Below are 20,337 nucleotides of genomic sequence, written 5' to 3'. Positions count from 1 at the left end.
TGGGAGACCGGCGCGCCCCGTGCGCGCCGGCGGTGGGATCAGGACGCTGCCTTGATCGCAAGGCTGTCGAGGTAGGCGGACGGGTTTTCCGGATCGAAGACCTTGCCGTCGAAGAAGGTTTCCTTACCGCGCGAGCTCGTCGCCGGGATATCGGCCGCGGCGACGCCGAGGTCCCTGGCGGCCTCGCGCCAGATGTCTTCGCGGTTGACCGTGTCGACCAACCCCTTGATGTCGGTGTCGGGGGTGAACTTGCCCCAGCGGATGTTCTCCGCCAAAAACCAGGTGTCGTGGCTCTTGAAGGGATAGGAGACGCCGCCTGCCCAGAACTTCATCTGCAGGTCGGTACCGTTGGCCACCCGGCCGTTGCCGTAGTTGATGTCGCCCTTGAGGCGGCCGAGAACGTCCTTCGGCGGCACGTTGAACCATTGACGCTTGCCGAGGATGGTCGACATCTCCTCCTTGTTGTCCATGCTGTCGCACCATTGCTGGGCTTCCATCACGGCCATCAGCAGGGCCTTGGCGGCATTGGGATTGGCATCGATCCACGCAGCGCGCATGCCGAGCGCCTTCTCCGGATGCCCTTTCCACAGTTCGCCGGTCGTTGCGGCGGTGAAGCCGATCCCCTGGTTCACCAGCTGCTCGTTCCAGGGGTCGCCGACACAGAAGACATCCATGTTGCCGACCTTCATGTTCGCCACCATCTGCGGCGGCGGAACGACGATGGTCGAAACGTCCTTGTCGGGATCGATGCCGCCGGCGGCGAGCCAGTAGCGGAGCCAGAGGTCATGCGTGCCGCCGGGGAAGGTCATCGCAGCCTTGATCTCGCCGCCCTCGGCCTTCTTCTTCTCGAAGGCGGCCTTGAGCCTGGAGGCGTCCAGTTGCACGCCCGTTTCCGCATATTCCTTGGCGACGGAAATGCCCTGGCTGTCGTAGTTCAGCCGGGCGAGGATCGCCATCGGCACGGGCTGGTTGTTCTGCGTCACCTTGCCGGTGTGCATGAGGTAGGGCATCGGCGTGAGGATATGGGCGCCGTCGATGCCGTTGGACGCGCCGCCGAGCACGAGGTTGTCGCGGGTGGCGCCCCAGGAGGCCTGCTTCAGCACCTCCACGTCCGGCATGCCGTGTTTCTCGAACAGGCCCTTCTCCTTCGCGACGATCAGCGGGGCCGCATCGGTCAGGGCGATGAAGCCGAGCTTGGCGCCGGTCACTTCCGGCGTGGCGGTTGCGGCGAAGGCGCCGGACGGGAATGCTGTCCGTACTGCGGTGATCAAGGCCGCGGTTGCCGTCGTCTTCAGGATGCTGCGACGGGTGATGCCGGTCGTGAAAGTCTTCTGCATACCGAGTTCCCTCTGCTTGTGCCGGATCTTGGGAATAAAAAAACGCCGCTCGGTTGATGCGTCTTCGGGAGGGAGGATCCCGGACTGCAAAAACCTTGCGACGTCGATGTCTTTTGTGAGCGCCTATCGCGCGCTCATCTCGCTCCGATCGCCGTTGACCGGTGCGAAATAGGCTCTGCAAGCGGTGTGCCAGTTTTGCGGGCGGCTTCTAGGGCGCTGAAACGAAAAGGGAAATCGTTGCAGCCGGGCGAATGCCTGTTTCTGGTGCGATTGCGATTTGTGCCGATGTTTTGTGCGAATGCTGCCGGTGGGCCTTTCGCCCCTGCAAGCAAATTGTGCATTGCGGTGGAGGCGTCAGGTCTCTTCCGTTCCCCGGTCGACGGGCCGGACGGTGCGCACGGCAAAGCCGGAAACGTAGTCGGCGAGGTGGACGGGATCGAAGACGTGGCCGTCCATGAAGCTGTCGCCGTCCTTGTCGCCCTCGATGCGGAAATCGGCGTCCGGCGGTCCGCTCGCCTCTCCCAGTGCCGTGCGATAGAGGTCGGGGCGATAGGCGGATGCGGCGGTGCGCGCGTTGGCGGCGCTCATTTCAGCCTGCCCCCAGCGGACCATCTGGCTGTAGATCCATAGGGCCTGGCTGGGGCGCGGATAGTTGGCGGAGCCGCCGTGGAACAGGAAGTAGTCGTTGATGACGCGCCGGTTCCCCTTGGCGTCGAGATTGAATTCTCCGGCAAGGACGTGGCGGATGATCTGGACGGGAGCGGCGATGTAGCGCTGGTCGGCGAGTGCTGCGGCAAGCGCGTCGTGGTTCTCCACCCGATCGCACCAGCGCGCGGCGGCATCGAGCGCCACGATCAGCCGGGAGACGGTTTCCGGGTGACTTTCGGCCCAGTCCGGCCGCATGCCCAGCACCTTCTCCGGGGCGGAGGGCCATATATCCTGCTTGGCGGCGACGATGCGGCCGACGCCGCGCTCGGAGGCGACCATGTTCCACGGCGCGCCGACGCAGAAACCGTCGATCGCGCCGGCTGCAAGGGCGTCGGAGGTCAGCGGCGGCGGCACGACCACGAGCTTGACGTCGCAATCCGGATCGATGCCACCGGCCGCCAGCCAGTAGCGGAACTCGTAATTGTGGGACGAGAAGGGATAGGTCATGGCGAGCGTCGGCAGGGTTTCTTCACGCGCCTTCATATCCCTGATGACCATCGCCAGCGCCCGCGCATTCTCGAGCGCGCCGGCCGTTTCCGGCAGGCCGGCGGTGGCCGTCATCCGATCGAACAATCGTGTCGAGAGGGTTATCGCGTTGCCGCCGCGCCCGAGCGAAAAGGGGGTGATCGTCGGAGAGGGATTGGAGCCGAGGCCGAGCATGGAGGCCACGGGCATCGGGGAGAGCATGTGGGCGACGTCGAACTGGCGAAAGGCCAGGCGGTCGCGCACGTTCGCCCAGGACACGTCCTTGACGAGGTCGAGCTTGATGCCCTCCTTCTCGGCAAAGCCGAATTCCGCCGTGGCGATCAGGACCGAGGCATCGACCAGCGGGATGAAGCCTGCCCGCACGATCCGGGATCCCTCGGTCGCGGCGCGGGGCGGTGCAGCCAGGTCGTCCGTGTTGCTGTCGTTCATCGTCATCACCATTTCGCTTTCCTCCGCCCGGGGCGCCCGCTGCCGGGCGGCACGCCGTCCGCCGTCACATCAGCAGTCCCGCTGCCGTCACCACGCTCTGGGCAATCTCGGCGATCTTCTTCTTCTCGTTCATCGCGGTCTGGCGCAGGAGGGCAAAGGCCTCTTCCTCGGACAGGCCACGCATCTTCATCAGGATGCCCTTGGCGCGATCGATGATCTTGCGCTCTTCCAGGGCGGACCGGGCTTCGGCCAGTTCGCGCTGCAGGCGGCTGAAGGCGTTGAAGCGGCTGACCGCCATCTCGAGGATGGGCTTCACGCGCTCCTTCTTCAGGCCGTCGACGACATAGGCCGAAACCCCGGCATCGACCGCGGCCACGATCGAATCCTCGTCCGACTTGTCGACGAACATCGCGATCGGGCGCTTCACCGCCCGGGAAATCTGGAAGATGCTTTCCAGCATGTCGCGGTTCGGATTCTCGATATCGATGACGATGACGTCGGGATTGATCTCCATGATCCGGCGCGCAAGCCCGTTCATGTCGTCGATGATGGTGACGTTGTCGTAGCCGGCCTCGCGCAGGCCCACCTCGATGATCGAGGCACGGATGCTGTTCTCATCGATGACGAGGACGCTGAGGCTCGCGGGCTTCGGAGTTCGGCTGGTCACGGAACTACTGCCGGTCATTCGTGTCGAGAGCGCCGGACCATGCTCGCACCGCAGGGGGGATTTGGAAAGGTGACATGCCCGCAGTGTCGTCCTGTTACCCCCGGCGCAGTCCGCTCCAGAGCCGTCGTCCTTGAATGCGCGATGAAGGACTAAAAATCAAGCATTTTTTTGACATGCATAATTTTTAGGCTGAATGGGCGGGTTTTCATCGTGCGGCGACGCGTGAACGCGCTCCTATGCAAATTCGGGCGCATCCTGCGATGCGCCCGAAGTGTGTACCAGATGTGGCCTGGGAGCGATTTTTCGCCTCAGGCGGCGTCCGGGCGGTGGACCGTCTTGACCTCGAGGAAATCCTCCAGCCCGAAGATGCCGCCTTCGCGGCCGTTGCCGGACTGCTTGAAGCCGCCGAAGGGGCTGCCGTAGCGGTGCGGGCCGCCATTGATGTGGACCATGCCGGCCCGGAGCCTGGCGGCGACGCGTTCGGCGCGCTCGGCATTGCCGGTCTGGACATAGGCGGCAAGGCCGTAATTGGTGTCGTTGGCGATCGCGATCGCTTCTTCCTCGGTGTCGAAGGGAATGATCGCGAGCACCGGGCCGAACACCTCCTCGCGGGCGATGCGCATGTCGTTGCTGACGTCGGCAAAGATCGTCGGTTTGACGAAATAGCCCTGTTCGAAGCCCTGCGGCTTGCCGGGGCCACCGATGAGCACGCGCGCGCCCTCGGCGACGCCGGCCTCGATCAGCGCCTGGACCCGGCCGAACTGGATGTGCGAGACCAGCGGACCGATATGGCCGCCTTCGTCTTCCGGATTGCCGACGCGGGCCTCTTCGCCGGCCTTGCGGGCGATCTCGACCGCCTTGTCGTAGACCGAGCGCTGCACCAGCATGCGGGTGGGCGCATCGCAGGACTGGCCGGAATTGTTGAAGCATTCGGCGACGCTTGCGGCGACCCTGTCCTCGAGGTCGGCATCCTCGAAGACGATGTTCGGTGACTTGCCGCCGAGTTCGAGCGTGACGCGCTTGACCGTATCGGCCGCGTCCTTGCTGACGGCGATGCCGGCGCGGGTCGAGCCCGTAAACGACATCATGTCGATGTCCTTGTGCTTGGAAAGGGCCGCGCCGCATTCGATGCCGTCGCCGTTGACGAGGTTGAACGTGCCGGCGGGGAAGCCGGCCTCGTCGACCATCTCGGCATAGAGCAGCGCGTTGAGCGGGGTGAACTCGGACGGCTTCAGCACACAGGTGCAGCCGGTCGCGAGCGCCGGTACGACCTTCAGCGCGATCTGGTTGATCGGCCAGTTCCAGGGCGTGATCAGGCCGCAGACGCCGATCGGCTCGCGGCGGACGACGTCGCCGTTCGGCAGCACCTCGCGGCCTTTCAGCCGCTTCAGCGCGTCGATGAAGCCTTGCAGGTGGCCGACGCCGACGTCGGCCTGCTGCTCCGTGCTCATGGTGATCGGAGCGCCGAGTTCGAGCGTGATCGTGCGGGCCATCTCGTCGTAGCGGCGCTTGTAGATCGACAGCAGCTTTTCCAGAAGCGCGATGCGCTCGTCGACGCTCGTCTGGCTGTAGCTGGAAAACGCCTTCTTCGCGGCAGCGACGGCGCGGTCGATGTCGGCGGCGGTGCCCATGGAGATCCAGGCGACTGGCTTCTCGGTGGCCGGATTGATGACCTCGAGGTCGTTCGGCCGGATCGGGTCGACCCACTTGCCGTCGATGTAGAATTTGCGCTTGTCGAGCATGCTACTCTCCCATTCCAACTTCTTTTCGCTGTCCCCTGCCATTGTCGACTGACAGGCCTGGCGGAGGATGGTCCCCTGCCGGCAAAAGCGCAAGTGGCTGCGACGGCACAGGCCGCGTCAGCCGGCCTTGATCTGCATGAAGCGGATACGGTTGCCGAAGGGGTCGGTCACCTCGACTTCCAGCCTTCCGTCCGTATCCTGCAGGCCGGGCTTCATGTAGCGATAGTCCTTTGCGGCCAGTTCCTGCTGCAGGTCGCGCACGCCCTTCATGTAGACGACCATGTTTCCGCCTGGCGTCGCATCGCCTGCATGTTCGGACAGATGAAGATGAAGGCCGGCCCGCGAGATCTGGGTGTAGAGCGGGAAGTTCTGACCGTAGCGATGTTCCCAGTCGACCGTGAAGCCGAGGAAGCCGAGATAGAACTCGTGCGCCTTGGCAACGTCGAAGATCCGGATGATCGGCACCGCCCGCTCGAAGGCGATCGCCTCGTCCGCAGCAGCCTCGATGCGGGAGGACATCAGATTCCAGTTCGCCAGACCGAACTGGCGGGCGACAATTTCCAGCGCTTCGCTGTGGGTGATTTCGAGGCTGCGGCGGGCAAGTGCTTCTCGCAAGGCTTTCGCCATTGCCTTCGCGTCGCGATAGTCGCGCATGAACGTTCCCCTGTCAGGGCAAAGCCTTCGTCAGTGTCCGCGTTGCCGACGTCTTCGCCCGACGGTGAAACGGTCAGGAGAGATCAGGGAGGCGTTCGCCATGCCCGGATCGATGGGCGCGGACAGCGGGCCGCCTCAGCCCTGCCGGACAATAGCCGGGTGCCGGGCCGATTTGCAAGAACGACGGCATTATCCGCCGGGCGGTCTTTGGTAGAAATCGCGGGCAGCGGCGCTGAACCGCCGCCGCTCCTCGGCATCGGTATAGAACATGTGGCCGCCCCGATAGACTTTCAGCTCCGCGCGGTCCTCGACGAGGGAGGCGGGCATGTGCTCGATGATGTAGCGGCTCACGCCATAGGGGGTGAGCGCATCGCTGTAGCCGTGGGCGACGAGGAGGCGGAAGGAGGGGATCACCGAGAAGAGCGTGCGCAACTCGTCTGTCGCGCCGGTGGTGGATCGCGATCCGTCCCAGTCCCATTGGCGGTTCACGCCGGTATCGAGCAGGCGATAGGTCATCTCTGTGACGTATCGCAACTCGTCGCGGGCATAGGCGGCAAAGGCCGCGCCATAGGCCCGCGTATAGCCGTCCAGGATGGCGTCGTCGCCGCGGCCGGAACGGCTTTCGGGGTAGGGGTCGTCCGACAGGAACGCCGCGTCATAGGGGCTGGCGACCTTGCCGGTCGCGCCGCCGGGGCTCTTCCGGTAGAGATCGCCGACGAAGCCGCGGGCGCGGGCGACATCCTCCCTGGCGATGCCGGTCATGTCGGCAATGCGGCCGTAGAGCTGTTCGGCCTCCTCGCCGGCAGGTGCGGGGCCGGCCAGCGAGACCAGATAGTCGCGCATGGCCCATCGCTCGGCCGTGGCCACCTGTTCCTCGGTGAAGCTGCCCTTGCGCTCCAGCTCGGCTGCGGCGAGCGAGGGCAGTTGCAGCGCGGCGGCGAGGGGATCGTTGCCGGGGCGGAAGATGAAGCTGCCCTCGATCAGGGGCGATATCATGACAATCCCGGAGACGAGGATGCCCTGGCTGTCCTTCAGCGCGCTTGCGACCTTTGCGGCGCGCAGGCCGCCATAGCTCTCGCCCAGGAGAAATTTCGGCGAGGCGAGGCGGCCCTGTTTCTGGGCATAGAGGGCGATGAATTTCGCGATGCTTTCCGCATCGCTCTGCACGCCGTAGAACGCTGGTTCCGCCGCCTTGTCGGCGACCCGGCTCCAGCCGGTCCCGGCCGGATCGATCAGGACGAGGTCGGTGAAGTCGAGCCAGCTGTCCGGATTGTCGGAAAGGGCCGGCTGCGTTCCATCCCCGTTGGCGCCTTGAAACTCGAGGATCCGCGGGCCGACGAGCCCGAGGTGCAGGTAGGCGGAGGCCGCCCCCGGCCCGCCGTTGAAGGCAAAGGTGACGGGCCGGTCGGGACCGCCGTCGTCGGCGACGTAGGCGGTGTAGAACAGCCCGGCATTGATCTTTCCGTCCTGCCCGCGCAGGTCGATCGTTCCGGCTGTGGCAGTGTAGGGGAGATCGCCGTCGGGGCGCTTGAGGACATGCCGGGTGACGGCGTCCGCCGGCAAAAGATCCAGCAGCCCCGAACTCTGGCTTTCTGCTACCGGCGGCGCCGCTTGCGCGAACGCCTGCGCCGGCGAGGTCGAAAACGCGGCCGCAAGGACGATCAAAAGCAGGTGCAGACGCAACGTTTCCCTCCCGTTCCATGGCGCTGCCTGCACTTTAGGGGCAGGCGGGAGCGACAGGAACTCAACAGAATTTGATCGCGATCGATCGCCGCGGCCGGACGCCGGGCGCGCTACGACCGGCCGTTCGCCACCGTGCCGGGTGCACAGCAGTCGTCGTCCAGCCCCGTCGCCAGCCGTTCGAGGATGGGGCAGTCCGGGCGGTCGTCGCCGTGGCAATGGGAGGAAAGGTGCTGCAGGGTCATCACCATCTCCTGCAACTGGTGCATCTTCGCCGTCAGTTCCTCGATGTGCTCGCCGGCGATGCGCTTGACGTCCGCGGAGGCGCGGCTGCGGTCCTGCCAGAGCGCCAGGAGATCGCGGATCTGGGCGATGGAAAAGCCGAGATCGCGCGAGCGGCGGATGAAGGAGAGGGTGGCGAGGTCCTTCGGCCCGTAGGTGCGATAGCCGGCCCCGGTGCGATCGGCCTGCTGGATCAGGCCGATCGCTTCGTAGTGGCGGATCATCTTGGCGGTGACGCCGCTGGCGGCCGCAGCCTCGCCGATATTCATGTCCTGTCCTCCCTGCTTGCGTGGTGCGTGCCGGCGGGCCGGAACCGCTTCAGCCTGAGGGCGTTGCTGACGACGAAGACGCTGGAGAGCGCCATCGCGCCCGCCGCGATCGCAGGCGACAGCAGGATGGCGAAGGCCGGGTAGAGCACGCCTGCGGCAACCGGGATCAGCGCCACGTTGTAGCCGAAGGCCCAGAACAGGTTCTGGCGGATGTTGCGCATGGTCGCCCGGGAGAGGGCGATCCCGGTCGCGACGCCGCGCAGGTCTCCGGCCATCAGTACGATATCGGCGCTCTCGATGGCGACATCGGTTCCCGTGCCGATGGCGATGCCGGTATCCGCGGCGGCAAGGGCAGGGGCATCGTTGATGCCGTCGCCGACGAAGGCCACCTTCCGGCTGCCGCCTTGCGACAGCGCCTTGACAGCTGCGACCTTGCCGTCCGGCAGGACCTCGGCCATCACCTGGTCGATGCCGAGGTCGGCCGCCACGGCGTCTGCAGTACCGCGATTGTCGCCGGTAATCATCGCGACCTCGATGCCGAGCGCCTTCAACTGCGCGATCGCTTCCCGGGTGGTGGGCTTCACCGGATCGGTCACCGCGAAGAGGGCGGCGAGCCGGCCGTCGATCGCGGCATAGAGGGGCGAGGCGCCCTGGCCTGACAGCCGTTGCGCATCCCCGGCGAAGGGTGATGTATCAAGGCCGAGTGCGGCCATGTGGCCGGTCGAGCCGATCTCGATCCGGCGCCCGGCGACGCTTGCCGAAATGCCGCGGCCGGATGTCGCCTCGAAGGCATCGGCGAGCGGAAGATCCAGTCCTTCCGCCTTCGCCGCCTCGTGGATGGCGAGCGCGATCGGGTGCTCCGAGCGGACCTCGGCCGCAGCCGCGAGTGCCAGGACCTCCTGCCGGTCGAAGCCTTCGGCCGGGACGATCTCCGTCAGGGTCGGCCGGCCGAGCGTCAGCGTGCCGGTCTTGTCGACGGCGACGATGTCGGTCGTCTCGAGCGTCTGCAGGGCGGTGCCCTGCCTGAACAGCACGCCGAGTTCCGCCGCCCGCCCGGTGCCGGTGATGATCGAGGTGGGCGTTGCAAGGCCCATGGCGCAGGGGCAGGCGATGATGAGGACGGCGACGGACGCCACCAGCGCGTGCGCCAGCGCCGGGTCGGGGCCGAGTGCGTACCAGAGGCCGAAGGTGACGAGCGCCGTGGCGATGATCGCCGGCACGAACCACTGGGTCACGCGGTCGACCAGCGCCTGGATCGGCAGCTTGGCGGACTGCGCGTCCTCGACCATGCGGATGATCTGCGACAGCACCGTATCGGTGCCGACATGCGTGGCACGAAAGGAAAACGAGCCGGTCGTGTTCAGGGTGCCGCCGGTGACGGGATCGCCGGTCTTGCGCTCGACCGGCATCGGTTCGCCGGTGATCATGGATTCGTCGACGAAGGAGCGCCCCTCGGTGACGTCGCCGTCCACCGGGACCTTTTCACCGGGCCGCACCAGCACGATGTCGCCCGGCATGACCGCTTCGAGCGTGACATCGACCGGCTGGCCATCCTTCAGGATGCGGGCCGACGTCGCCCGCAGCCCGGCCAGGTGGCGGATCGCTTCGCCCGTCCGGCCCTTGGCGCGGGCTTCGAGGAAGCGGCCGGCGAGGATCAAGGTGACGATGACGGCAGCCGCCTCGAAGTAGACGTTGGCGGTGCCGCCCGGCAGCCAGCCCGGCGCAAACGTCGCGACGGTCGAGAAGCCCCATGCGGCGGCCGTGCCGATCACGACCAGCGCGTTCATGTCCGGCGCCCCGCGCAGGAGGCTCGGCACGCCCTTGCGGAAGAAGCGCGCGCCGGGTCCAGCGAGCACGATCGTCGCCAGCACGAACTGAATGACACGGCTCGCCTGCATGCCGATCGTCTCGTGAATGTAGTGCCCGAACGCCGGCACGGCATGCGAGCCCATCTCCATGACGAAGAGGGGAGCGGTCAGCAGGGCGGCGAGGATGAGCGAGCGGCGGAGGCTCGCGACCTCGGCCGCGCGCCGGTCCTCATCCGACGGCGTCTCGGCGGCGGCGGCGCGCAGGGCGTGATAGCCGGTCCGTTCGATGGCGGCGGCGAGATCGTCGAAATCGACGGTGCCGCGCAGGAAGCGGACGCGAGCGTGTTCGCTGGCGAGGTTGGCGGTGGCGTCCAGAACGCCCGGCACGGCCTTCAGCGCCTTTTCCACCCGCGCGATGCAGGAGGCGCAGGTCATGCCCTCGACGGGGAATTCGAGCGTCTCCTCGCCGACGCCGTAGCCGGCCGCCCGGACAGCCTGCGCGACGCCGGCGATATCGGCCTTGCCGTCGAAGCCGATGTCCGCCCTTGCGGTGGCGAGATTGACCCGGGCGCTTGCGACACCGGGAACGGCAGAGATCGCCTTCTCGACGCGGCGCACGCAGGAGGCGCAGGTCATGTCCTCGATGGCGAGCTTGACCGTCTGGGCGGGAAGGGGGGCTGCGGCCTGGGGTTCCTTGACTGTGAGCATGATGCGGATTCCTTATGTTGGAAGCATCATGCACCTTCCCATCATGTCAAGGTCAAGCCGTTGTTTCGCCGCGGCCCGCACGGAACGCTCCGGTCGCCGTCAACTCAGGTTGACGACCTTCGCCCGTTCGGGGACGAGGCGTCGCCTGGGCCTGACCTTGTCCGGCACGGCGAGCGGTACCACGGGCGCTACCGTCAGTGTTGCGACGGCAGCGGTGGTCATGTCGGCGCACAGGAAGTCGGCGTTCAGTGACGCACCGGCCTCGACCGCGGCCTCGAGATCGGGTTCCTCGTCTTCGTTCACCTCCGGCTTCCACAGCGCCACGCCTACCCGCAGCGCCGCGTTGATCCGCTTCAGGCGACGGACGGCGAAGCGGGCATGCTTCAGAGAATCCTGGTTGAGATAGCAGATGACGATCGTATCGAGATCGGCTACCGGGATCTGGCGGATGCGCGCCGGCTCCATCAGGCGATGGTTCTCTGCGACCGCCTGTGCGCCCTCCACGCGAAGGACCTGGGCCAGCATCGCCGCGGTCACGTCGTCCAGCTCGCCGCGACCGCCGATACAGAGGATGCGCAGGCGGTCGCCGGCCTCCGTTGCCGCCTCCTTCGTTTCGTCCGGATCGACGAGCGCGTCGTCGCCGTCGTCCTCCTGCGCCTCTTCGAGGGCGATGTCGTCCATGTTGGCGACGAGCGTCATCCCGCTTTCGGCCACCCGCAGCCGCTGCGTCTCGCTCATCACGCCCCGGGCGCGATCGTGCTCGGCCAGGGCCAGTGCCGGGATCGCCACGGTCGCGTAGTAGTCGATCAGGTAGTCCTCCTCCAGCCGTTCCTCGGCCTGGTCCGTGGCCTCGTCCGGGTCTCCGGCGAGGAGGCGCTGATAGAGCCTTGCATGCGGGGCGAGCACCGGGTCGCTGCCGAAGAGGACCTGGAGGAAGCCGAACTGCGGAACGTGCTTGCCCAGCACCACCAGGCACACTGTCAGCGGCGTCGACAGAACCAGCCCGACCGGTCCCCAGATCCAGGCCCAGAAGATCGCCGATACGATGATCGCAAGCGGCGACAGGCCGGTCTTGGAGCCATAGAGCGTCGGCTCCACCACGTTGTTGATCACGAGTTCCATGACGATGAAGAGCGCCGCCGTCCAGATCAGCATCGTCCAGCCCGGGGCGACGGCCACGGCGAGGAACAGCGGCAGGATCATCGCGATGATCGGGCCGATATAGGGCACGAAGCGGAAGACGATCGCGAGCAGCCCCCACAGGATCGCGTTGGGAATGCCGATCAGCCAAAGCCCGATCGCCACCGGCACGCCATAGAGGATGTTCACCACGAGCTGCATCAGGAGGTAGTGCCCGACGCGGGTTCCGGCGTCCTCCAGCGCCTCGGTGGTTCGATGCAGGTCGCCATAGCCGACGAGGCGGATGAAGCGGTCGCGCAGGTCTTCCCGTTCCAGCAGCATGAAGATGACGACGACGATCACGAGGCCCGCCATCGCCACCGGCGCCAGCATCGGCACGATCAGGTTGGTCAGCACCTGGATCGGATGATCCGGCGCGTAGATCTCGACGAGCACGGGCCTTGTGGGGGTGTCGTCCTCGTTCGGTGCTTCGCTGTTCGTCTCGCTGATCTCCTTGCTGATGCGCTCCAGCACGGACGAGATCTGGCTGAACACGCCGGTTCCGGAGCCGGCCTCGCGCATGGCCTCGATCTTGCTGACGACGTTTGCCTGGTAGGTCGGGATGCTGCGGGCCAGATGGGTCACCTGCAGCGCGATGACGAGGCTGACGACGGCGATCAGCGAAAAGGCGAACAGGGCCGTCGAGATGACCGCCAGCACCCGCGAAAAGCCGACCCTGCGCAGCATGGTCACGACCGGTGCGAGCGCGAAGGTGAGCAGGAGCGCGATCGCGATCGGCAGGAACACGTCGCGCGCCAGATAGAGCATCGCGACCGCGCCGACGAAGGTCAGGAGGGTGGGCATGTTCGGCCGTGCGCCCTGCAGCGACGGCACGTCAAGGTCTCGGAACTCGTCGCTTCGCTCGGCCATCCTGTCCTCCCGTCCGCAAGCAGATAGTTCGCGAAGCGGAGCCGGCAAGCTGGGGCCGCTGCGATTTCCGCGCATGCGGGCGGCCTCAGGGGAATTTCGGCAAGATGCGGCGGGCCGTTGGGCCACGGCAGAAGGGGGACGGGCGCGCCGGAGCGCGCCCGAAGCATTCAGGCAACCTTGAAGGTGATCTCGTCGACGCCGTCCACATGGGCGACCATCACGTCGCCGCGGACGATGCCGCCGACGCCGGCGGGCGTGCCGGCGAAGATCAGGTCGCCGGCCTGAAGGGTGAACAGCCTCGACAGGTAGGAAATCATCTCCGGCACCTTCCAGATCATCTGGTTGAGGTCGCCGCTCTGGCGAAGCTCGCCGTTGACCTTGCACCAGAGCGCGCCCTCTGTCGGATGGCCGATCTTCTCGACAGGGTGCAGCGGGCCGCAAGGGGCGGAGCCTTCGAAGGCCTTGCCGGTTTCCCAGGGGCGGCCGAGCTTCTTGGCCTCGCCCTGCAGGTCGCGCCGGGTCATGTCGAGGCCGACGGCATAGCCATAGACGCAATCGAGCGCCTTATCGAGGGGGATGTTGTCGCCGCCGCTCTTCAGCGCTACGACGAGTTCGGCCTCGTGATGGACGTCGTTGCTCTCCGAGGGGTAGGGGAAATCGTTGCCGGGCCGGACCAGGGTGTCGGGGTTCTTCTGGAAGAAGAACGGCGGCTCCTTGTTCGGGTCGTGGCCCATCTCGATCGCGTGGTCGGCGAAGTTCCGGCCGACGCAGTAGATGCGGTGCACCGGGAAGAGCGCCTGGCTGCCTGCGACCGGCAGGGTGGGAACGGGCGCCGGCTTGAAGACGTATGCGGCGTTGATGGAGGTCATGTCGTTCATTATCGCGCTCCTGCGTAATATTCGATGCGTTTTTCAAAGTGTTCCACGGCCGCGGACAGAAGCATGGCTGCCGCGAAGAGGATGATTGTCAGAGCCCAGAACCGCTCCATGTCGAAGCTGCGGGAATAGAGCTCGAAGAGTTCGCCGTAACCTATGATGGAGACGAGGATCTGGCCGATGACCACGCCCTTGACCCCGCGGATCAGCCCGATGCGGATGCCCGCGAGGATCTCGGGAAGGGCGGAGAGCAGGATGATCTTGGTGAAGATCGTGAAGCGCGAGGCGCCGTAGCAGCGTCCCATCTCGATCAGCGAGGGCGGCACCTGCATGACGCCGGCGCGGGCGTCGAGCACGATGATCCAGACGGCGAACAGGAAGACGGTGACGAACACCGTCGTCTCGCCGAGCCCGAACAGGATCATCAGGATCGGAACCAGGGCCGACAGCGGCGCGCTGACGAACATGTTCACCCACAGGCCGAAGATGTTGTCGACGACCTTGAACCGTCCCATGGCCACCCCGAGCGGCACGCCGACGGCGATCGCCAGCGTCATGCCGAGGGCAAACGAGCGGAGCGTGATCTGTGTGGCGTTCTGCCACGAGCCCGTCTGCACCAGCCCGAAGCCGGCGGCGATCACCGAGGTCATCGGCGGGATCAGGAAGATGACGTCCATCCTGCCAACGATTTCCCAGACCAGCGCCCAGAAGATCAGCGAGGTCATCATCGGAATTTTGATGCCGAAGAGTTTCATGGCGCCTCACTCCGCATATTGCCTGAGGCCCTGCCAGATCTCCTCGACCACATCGAGATAGCCCTTGTCACGCCGGATCACGTCCGGTGCGGCGGAGCGGTCGATGGCGGGCTCGATGATCTGGGAGACGCGGCCTGGGCGCGGCGACAGAAGCACGATCCGGTCGGAGACGTAGACGGCTTCCTCGATGGAATGGGTGACGAACAGGAAGGTCTTGCGCTCCTTGTCGACCAGGCGGAGCAGGTCTTCCTGGAACTTGCGCCGGTTCTGCTCGTCGACAGCCGAGAACGGCTCGTCCAGCAGCAGCACGTCGGCGTTCACCGAGAATGCCCGGGCGATGCCGACGCGCTGGCGCATGCCGCCGGACAGTTCGTGCGGATACTTCTCCTCGAAGCCGGACAGGCCGACCTCGTTGATATAGTGCCTTGCGATCCTGTGCCGCTCGGCCTGCGGCATGCCCTTCAACTCGAGGCCGAAGGCGACGTTGCGCAGCACGGTCGCCCAGGGCATCAGCGCGAAATCCTGGAAGACGAAGGCGCGCTCCGGCCCGGGTCCGGTGACGACCCTGCCGTTGATGCGGATCTGGCCGGAGGTCGCCGGCACGAGGCCCGCGATGATCTTCAGAAGCGTGGTCTTGCCGCAGCCCGACGGGCCGAGCAGGGTCGTCAGCTTACCGCGCTCGAAATCGAGGTTGATGCCGCGAAGGGCCTCGATGTCGCCGTAGCGCTTGCAGATGTCGCGCACTTCGACGATGGCGTCCGGCGTGGCGTTGTCGGCCGTCCGCAGGGGGATGGGGTTGGCCATGTCACTTTCTCCTCTTTTCGGGACGCAGGAAGCGCAGTTCGACATATTGCAGGGCTGCGAGCGTCAGCGTCGACACGGCGATAATGGATGCCACGGCCGCATACATGTGGGCGTAGTTGGCGACCGAGCGGTGATAGGTGATGAGGTCGCCGATGCCGGTGGGGGTGATCAGCAGTTCGGCGAGCATGACGCCGATGAAGCCGGCGGCGATGCCGAGCCGAAGGCCGGCAAAAAGCACCGGCGTCGCATCCGGAATGACGATCTTGAAGATCTGCTGCATGCGCGTGCCCTGGAACGAGCGGCACATGTCGACCAGCGACGGATTGACGTGGCGGACGGCCTTGTACGAATTGAGCACGATCACGGGCAGTGCCAGCATGATCACCGCCAGCGTCTTGGCGACGAGGCCGATGCCGTAGACGAAGGTGACGAGCGGCACGAGCGCGGCCATGGGGGCCGCCTGGAGCACGATGAAGACGGGGGCCAGCAGCCATTCTGCCTTGTCGGAAAGCCCCATGATGATGCCGAGGCCGATCCCGAGGACAGCCGAGATGGCGACGCCGAGAAGAAGCGGCTGGAAGGTGATGAAATAGGCGGGCAGCAGCGTGCCGTCGAGCGCCATCTCGATCAGGGCCGACAGCGTCTCGAAGAACGTCGGAAAGGCGAAGCTGATCGGCACCCGGCCGGCGATTTCCCATGCGGTGAACAGGATTGCGAGCGACACGGCGACCCAGAAGGATTTCCGGCGCCGGGCGAAGTCGGCGAGCGCTTCGACGATGCTGGAGGAGCCGCTGCCGGCTCCTCCCGTCGCGCTCACCTTTTGCGGTGAAGCGGCCATGTGCATCTACTTGGTTCCAGTCTTGGCGAGCACCGCGTCCAGCGCGGTGAGATCCCAGAAGTCCTCGACCTTCAGGTCCTCGGCCTTGCCTTCCAGCGCGCCCGAGATGGTGTAGAAGTCGAAGTCGTCGCGGGCTGCGTCGGTGCCGCCGCCGTTGAGCGGAAGCGTCGTGGCGACCTCCGTGAAATAGGGCTCGATGTCGGCAACCATTTCCGGCGTGGCGTCGGGCAGGAGCTTGTACTTGTCACGGAGCGCGATGGCCGCCTTGGGGTCCGCCGCGACCTCGCGCCAGGTGGTGAGGATGCTCTCGACGAGGATCTCGACGTCCTTTTTGTTCTTTTCCAGATAGTCGGTGTTGGCAAAGAGCGCCTCGTCCGTCGCGCTGACCTCTCCCAGCGGCAGGAAGATGAACTTGCCGGGGGCCTCCTTTTCCAGAATGCGCTTGCCGGACGAGTCCACGATCGTCGCCTTGACGTTGCCCTGCAGCAGCGCACCGGTCCGCACTTCGGCGCCCGGCACGTAGGAGATGTTGGAATAGGTGATGCCGTTCTTGTCGGCCATCAGCCTCATGATCGCCTCCGTGCCGGAGCCGCGGGAGTGAACGGCGACCTCCTGGCCGTCCAGGTCCTTCCACTCCTTGTAGGCCTCGGAATTGACGACCGGGTAGAACTGCAGCTTGGAGAGCTGCATGAAGATACGGATCGGCGCCTTGACCTTCTGCAGCAGCGCATAGGGGCCGCCGACGCCGATGTCGGCCTGGCCGCTGACGACGGCCTGGGCGGCGATGTCCTCGCTCTTCAGGAAGGTGACCTGGACGTCGACGCCCTTTTCCTTCGCCCGCTCGAGCGCGGCGAGAAGGTGCAGGGATTCGACGGTGGCGATATCGCCGAAGGCGACGCGCATGGGATCGGCAAGCGCCCATCCCGGGATTGCGGTGGCAAGGCAGAAAGCGGCGGCAGCCGCCGACGCCCTCATTCGTCTGGCAAACATGTTCATATTCGTTCCTCCCAGAAATCGGGCTCCTCGACCCAATCTGGAACCAATTCTTCATTAATATCGAATTGTGTCAACGGGGAAGTGTTGCTGCACGGCAGCATCATGGTGTCCTGGGCGGCCTGAATGTCTCGTAAGTATATGAATTTAATAATTGAAATAAAATTCAATTTCAGCGCTGCCGATTGCGTTGACAGGTACGGCGAAGTTTCTTATAACCAAAACCAATTCAAGATTGGTTTGGCGAAAACATGATCGAAATCACCGATGCGGCAGTTCTGACGAGATTGCGCGATTTCCTGGCCACGACGGACCTGCCCGACGACGGGCGGCTTCCGCCCGAGCGGGAGCTGGCGCAGTCGCTCGAGGTTGGGCGGGGCGCCTTGCGAAAGGCGCTGGCGACCCTCCAGTCGGAGGGCGTCGTCTGGCGGCATGTCGGCAAGGGTACCTTCACCGGCGAACGGCCGATCGACACGGTCGCCGACGTCAACGCCATGGTCCAGCGGACCAATCCGCTCGAGGTCATGGGCGCGCGCATCGCCTTCGAGCCGGAGGTGGCCCGCTGCGCCGCCCTCTATGCGACGGCGGGCCAGGTCGCGGAGATGCGCAACTGCATGCTGAAAGCGCAGCAGGCGCCGACCTGGCGCCAGTACGAGCAATGGGACAACAAGCTGCACCGGACGATAGGCGAGGCGTCGCAGAATTCGCTGCTGCTCGGCCTGCTCGATACGCTGAACGCCGTCCGCCGGGCCGTGACCTGGGGGCGGTTGCGCGACACACCGCTGCGCCCGCCGGCCGACCACCACAGCTTCGAGGAACACGCCCGCATCGTGGCTGCGATCGCCGACCGCGACGGCGCGGGCGCCGCCGACGCCATGCGCCGGCATCTGCGCAGCGTCGAAAGCCATATGCGCGACCGTCTCTGACGGGCGGCGATCCGGGAAGGGCGACGGCACCGGAACGACGAAGGGCTCACCGCAGCGCGGCGAGCCTTGGCACAAAGAGCCTTGTGATGGTCGGTGGAGCCGATCGGCCCCGCCGACCGCCTATGCCGCCCGGCGCCCGGATGCTTCGCGCTGTCCGGACGGGGAGGCGGCATTCCCGCTGAGGCGGAACTGCTCGACGTGTTCCTTCAGGCGCGCCGCTTCCATGGCAAGCGTCGCGCCGGCGGCGTTGCTTTCCTCCACCATCGCCGCGTTCTGCTGGGTGACCTGGTCCATCTGGTTGACGGCGGTGTTCACCTCGCTGAGCCCTACGGACTGTTCGCGCGCCGAGGTGGCGATGGCGTCCATGTGCTGGTTGATCGTGACGATATAACCTTCGATCGTCTTCAACGCCTCGCCGGTCTCGCTGACGAGCTGCACGCCGTTCTCCACCTCGCCGGAGGAGTGCCGGATGAGGTCCTTGATCTCTTTGGCCGCCTGGGCGGAACGCTGGGCGAGTTCGCGGACCTCCTGCGCGACGACCGCGAAGCCCTTGCCGGCCTCGCCCGCGCGTGCCGCCTCGACGCCGGCATTGAGTGCCAGCAGGTTGGTCTGGAAGGCGATCTCGTCGATGACCCCGATGATGTTGGAGATCTGGTTCGACGATTGCTCGATGCGGCTCATCGCATCGACGGCATTGGCAACGACCGTGCCCGATTGCCGCGCGCTTTCGTTTGCGTGGATCGCGACGGCACGGGCTTCCTCGGCGCGCTTGGTGGAGCTGGTGACGTTCGCGGTGATCTCGTCCAGCGCGGCCGCAGTCTGTTCGAGGGAGGCCGCCTGCTGCTCGGTGCGCCGGGAGAGATCGTCGGCGCTGTGGCTGATCTCGCGCGAGCCGCTGTCGATCGAGTTCGTGGCGTTCGCCACCGCCGTCAAGGTCTGCCGCAGCTGTTCGACGGCCCGATTGTAGTCGGCGCGCAGGCTTTCGAAATCGGCGGCGAAGGGCTCGTCGAGCTGGAAGCTCAGGTCGCCCGACGCCAGGTGCTTCAGCCCCGTGGCGAGGCCGTTCGTCGCCTGGGACATCGCGGCGGAGCGGTCCTGCTCCTTCGCTGCCGTCATCCGGCGCTCGTCGTCGGTGCGTTCGCGCTGCTCCTGCGCATCCCGCTCCAGCTCGCGCGTCCGGACGGCGTTGTCCTTGAAGACCTGGACGGTGTTCGCCATCGCGCCCAGTTCGTCGCGGCGGTCGCGACCTTCGACGACGGCGTCGAGATTGCCTTCTGCGAGTTCCGTCATCGTCCCGTTCAGGCGGCGGATGACATTCCCCAGCCTGCGGGCGAAGAGGAAGAAGGCGGCCAGCGCCAGGAGCGCGGTCACGGCTGCCGCGAGCAGCGACATGGTGAGTGCGGAGCGGCCGCTGGCGACCGTTGCCGTGACGTCCGATGCGGCCTCGATCAGGCCGATCGTCTCGCCGGAGAAATTGACCAGCGGCGTCGCCGTCACGAACAGGGTGCGATCGTCCGCATAGGCGTACCGGCCCGGCGCGGTTCCCTGCGCCATGGCCTGCAGTTCCTCGATCGCCACGAGCGGCTCGCCCTCATAGGTCGCAGCCTGCCGCTGGAGCGCACCGTCCTTGGCGACGTAGACGGAGAACGCGCCGTTGATCCTCTCGGCGAGGCGGCTGAAATAGTCGACGGTTAGCTGCGTGCCGACGTCGGCCGAACCGATGGCGGTCGTGCCGTCCATGACGGGTGCCGTTCCGAAGATGGCGATGCCGGCCTTGCCGGGCTCGATGCCGGAGGTCGGCTTGGCCTCGGCGACCGCCGTCTCGATGCCCTTGCGCCGGCCCTTGTTGTTGTCGCCGGCCTTTTCCGGATCGTGGACGCGCGCGATCACCGTGCTGCCGGCATCTGCGAAGCCGATGGACTGGACGTCGCCGCGGGCCTTCAGTTGCGCGAAGCCGGTCTCGAGCGTCCTGACGATGCCTTCGCGGTCGCGCGTCTTCATCATCTCGATGATGGTCGGCTGCCCGGCCACGGCGACCGCAAGGCCGAGATTGGCGCGTTGCTGGGCGTCGATACTGGAAAGAAGGACACCGAGGTCGTTTTTCGACTCGTCCTTCACCGCCTGCTCGATGAGGCTGACCTGCCGATGCCAGCCGATGCCCCCGATCACGCTGCTCGCAAACAGGACCGCGGCGAAACCGCATCCCGTGACGACCATCCAGAGCGGTCGGGCGACCTTCGTTTCCGTCTTCACTGCACAAACCCCTTCCCGTGTTGCATTCTGCATACAGTATTTCCAGCGGAGGTTAGTGCTTGCTTAACTCGCGA

16 protein-coding genes are annotated in these 20,337 nt (G+C 65.9%); 1 reads left to right on the top strand and 15 read right to left on the bottom strand.

The window, feature by feature from the left end; translation table 11 throughout:
• Nucleotides 1-38: 38 nt before the first annotated feature.
• The 14 genes from OCK02_RS22830 to OCK02_RS22765 form a co-directional block, all read right to left on the bottom strand.
• The gene (locus OCK02_RS22830; RefSeq protein ID WP_263815005.1) at nt 39-1,337 is read right to left on the bottom strand and encodes a CmpA/NrtA family ABC transporter substrate-binding protein; all 1,299 of its coding nucleotides are present in this window, start codon (nt 1,335-1,337) and stop codon (nt 39-41) included.
• Between the two features lie 354 nt (nt 1,338-1,691).
• A complete protein-coding gene (locus OCK02_RS22825; protein ID WP_263815004.1) occupies nt 1,692-2,972 on the bottom strand; it encodes a CmpA/NrtA family ABC transporter substrate-binding protein in 1,281 nt (426 codons plus the stop codon).
• 52 nt (nt 2,973-3,024) lie between these two features.
• Complete coding sequence (locus OCK02_RS22820; protein WP_263815003.1) at nt 3,025-3,627, bottom strand: ANTAR domain-containing response regulator; 603 nt, start codon at nt 3,625-3,627, stop codon at nt 3,025-3,027.
• A 308-nt stretch (nt 3,628-3,935) separates the two neighbouring features.
• On the bottom strand, nt 3,936-5,369 hold the full coding sequence (locus OCK02_RS22815) for an aldehyde dehydrogenase family protein (RefSeq protein WP_263815002.1): 1,434 nt from the start codon (nt 5,367-5,369) through the stop codon (nt 3,936-3,938).
• 117 nt (nt 5,370-5,486) lie between these two features.
• Nucleotides 5,487-6,023 (bottom strand): glyoxalase superfamily protein, encoded by a 537-nt coding sequence (locus OCK02_RS22810; protein WP_263815001.1) that lies wholly within the window; start codon nt 6,021-6,023, stop codon nt 5,487-5,489.
• 189 nt (nt 6,024-6,212) lie between these two features.
• Nucleotides 6,213-7,706, bottom strand: a complete 1,494-nt coding sequence (locus OCK02_RS22805; protein ID WP_263815000.1) for a S10 family peptidase — start codon at nt 7,704-7,706, stop codon at nt 6,213-6,215.
• A 110-nt stretch (nt 7,707-7,816) separates the two neighbouring features.
• The gene (gene cueR, locus OCK02_RS22800) at nt 7,817-8,254 is read right to left on the bottom strand and encodes a Cu(I)-responsive transcriptional regulator (protein ID WP_263814999.1); all 438 of its coding nucleotides are present in this window, start codon (nt 8,252-8,254) and stop codon (nt 7,817-7,819) included.
• On the bottom strand, nt 8,251-10,770 hold the full coding sequence (locus OCK02_RS22795; RefSeq protein WP_263814998.1) for a heavy metal translocating P-type ATPase: 2,520 nt from the start codon (nt 10,768-10,770) through the stop codon (nt 8,251-8,253). The genes cueR and OCK02_RS22795 overlap by 4 nt, the downstream gene beginning before the upstream one ends.
• 99 nt (nt 10,771-10,869) lie before the next feature.
• Nucleotides 10,870-12,819 carry an AI-2E family transporter gene (locus tag OCK02_RS22790; protein WP_263814997.1) on the bottom strand — a complete coding sequence of 650 codons (1,950 nt, stop codon included), beginning with the start codon at nt 12,817-12,819 and terminating at the stop codon, nt 10,870-10,872.
• 167 nt (nt 12,820-12,986) lie between these two features.
• Nucleotides 12,987-13,697, bottom strand: a complete 711-nt coding sequence (locus OCK02_RS22785) for a fumarylacetoacetate hydrolase family protein (RefSeq protein WP_263814996.1) — start codon at nt 13,695-13,697, stop codon at nt 12,987-12,989.
• Nucleotides 13,697-14,449: an ABC transporter permease gene (locus OCK02_RS22780; RefSeq protein WP_263814995.1), complete on the bottom strand. Its 753-nt coding sequence runs from the start codon at nt 14,447-14,449 to the stop codon at nt 13,697-13,699. The genes OCK02_RS22785 and OCK02_RS22780 overlap by 1 nt, the downstream gene beginning before the upstream one ends.
• A gap of 6 nt (nt 14,450-14,455) precedes the next feature.
• Nucleotides 14,456-15,253 carry an ABC transporter ATP-binding protein gene (locus OCK02_RS22775; protein ID WP_230807707.1) on the bottom strand — a complete coding sequence of 266 codons (798 nt, stop codon included), beginning with the start codon at nt 15,251-15,253 and terminating at the stop codon, nt 14,456-14,458.
• A gap of 1 nt (nt 15,254) precedes the next feature.
• Nucleotides 15,255-16,097, bottom strand: coding sequence for an ABC transporter permease (locus OCK02_RS22770; RefSeq protein WP_263814994.1), 843 nt, complete (start codon nt 16,095-16,097; stop codon nt 15,255-15,257).
• Complete coding sequence (locus OCK02_RS22765; protein WP_263814993.1) at nt 16,098-17,087, bottom strand: ABC transporter substrate-binding protein; 990 nt, start codon at nt 17,085-17,087, stop codon at nt 16,098-16,100.
• A gap of 248 nt (nt 17,088-17,335) precedes the next feature.
• Between OCK02_RS22765 and OCK02_RS22760 the strand changes: the two genes are divergently transcribed.
• Nucleotides 17,336-18,010 (top strand): FadR/GntR family transcriptional regulator, encoded by a 675-nt coding sequence (locus OCK02_RS22760; protein ID WP_230807710.1) that lies wholly within the window; start codon nt 17,336-17,338, stop codon nt 18,008-18,010.
• A gap of 120 nt (nt 18,011-18,130) precedes the next feature.
• On the opposite strand, the gene OCK02_RS22755 is transcribed toward OCK02_RS22760, so the two are convergent.
• Nucleotides 18,131-20,263 carry a methyl-accepting chemotaxis protein gene (locus OCK02_RS22755; RefSeq protein WP_263814992.1) on the bottom strand — a complete coding sequence of 711 codons (2,133 nt, stop codon included), beginning with the start codon at nt 20,261-20,263 and terminating at the stop codon, nt 18,131-18,133.
• Nucleotides 20,264-20,337: the final 74 nt, after the last annotated feature.

The sequence above is a fragment of the Rhizobium sp. TRM96647 genome (assembly GCF_025780115.1).
In the GTDB taxonomy this organism is placed as follows: domain Bacteria; phylum Pseudomonadota; class Alphaproteobacteria; order Rhizobiales; family Rhizobiaceae; genus Mycoplana.
Note: the sequence above shows the minus strand (reverse complement) of the source record. Positions and strands in the feature narration are given on the sequence as shown.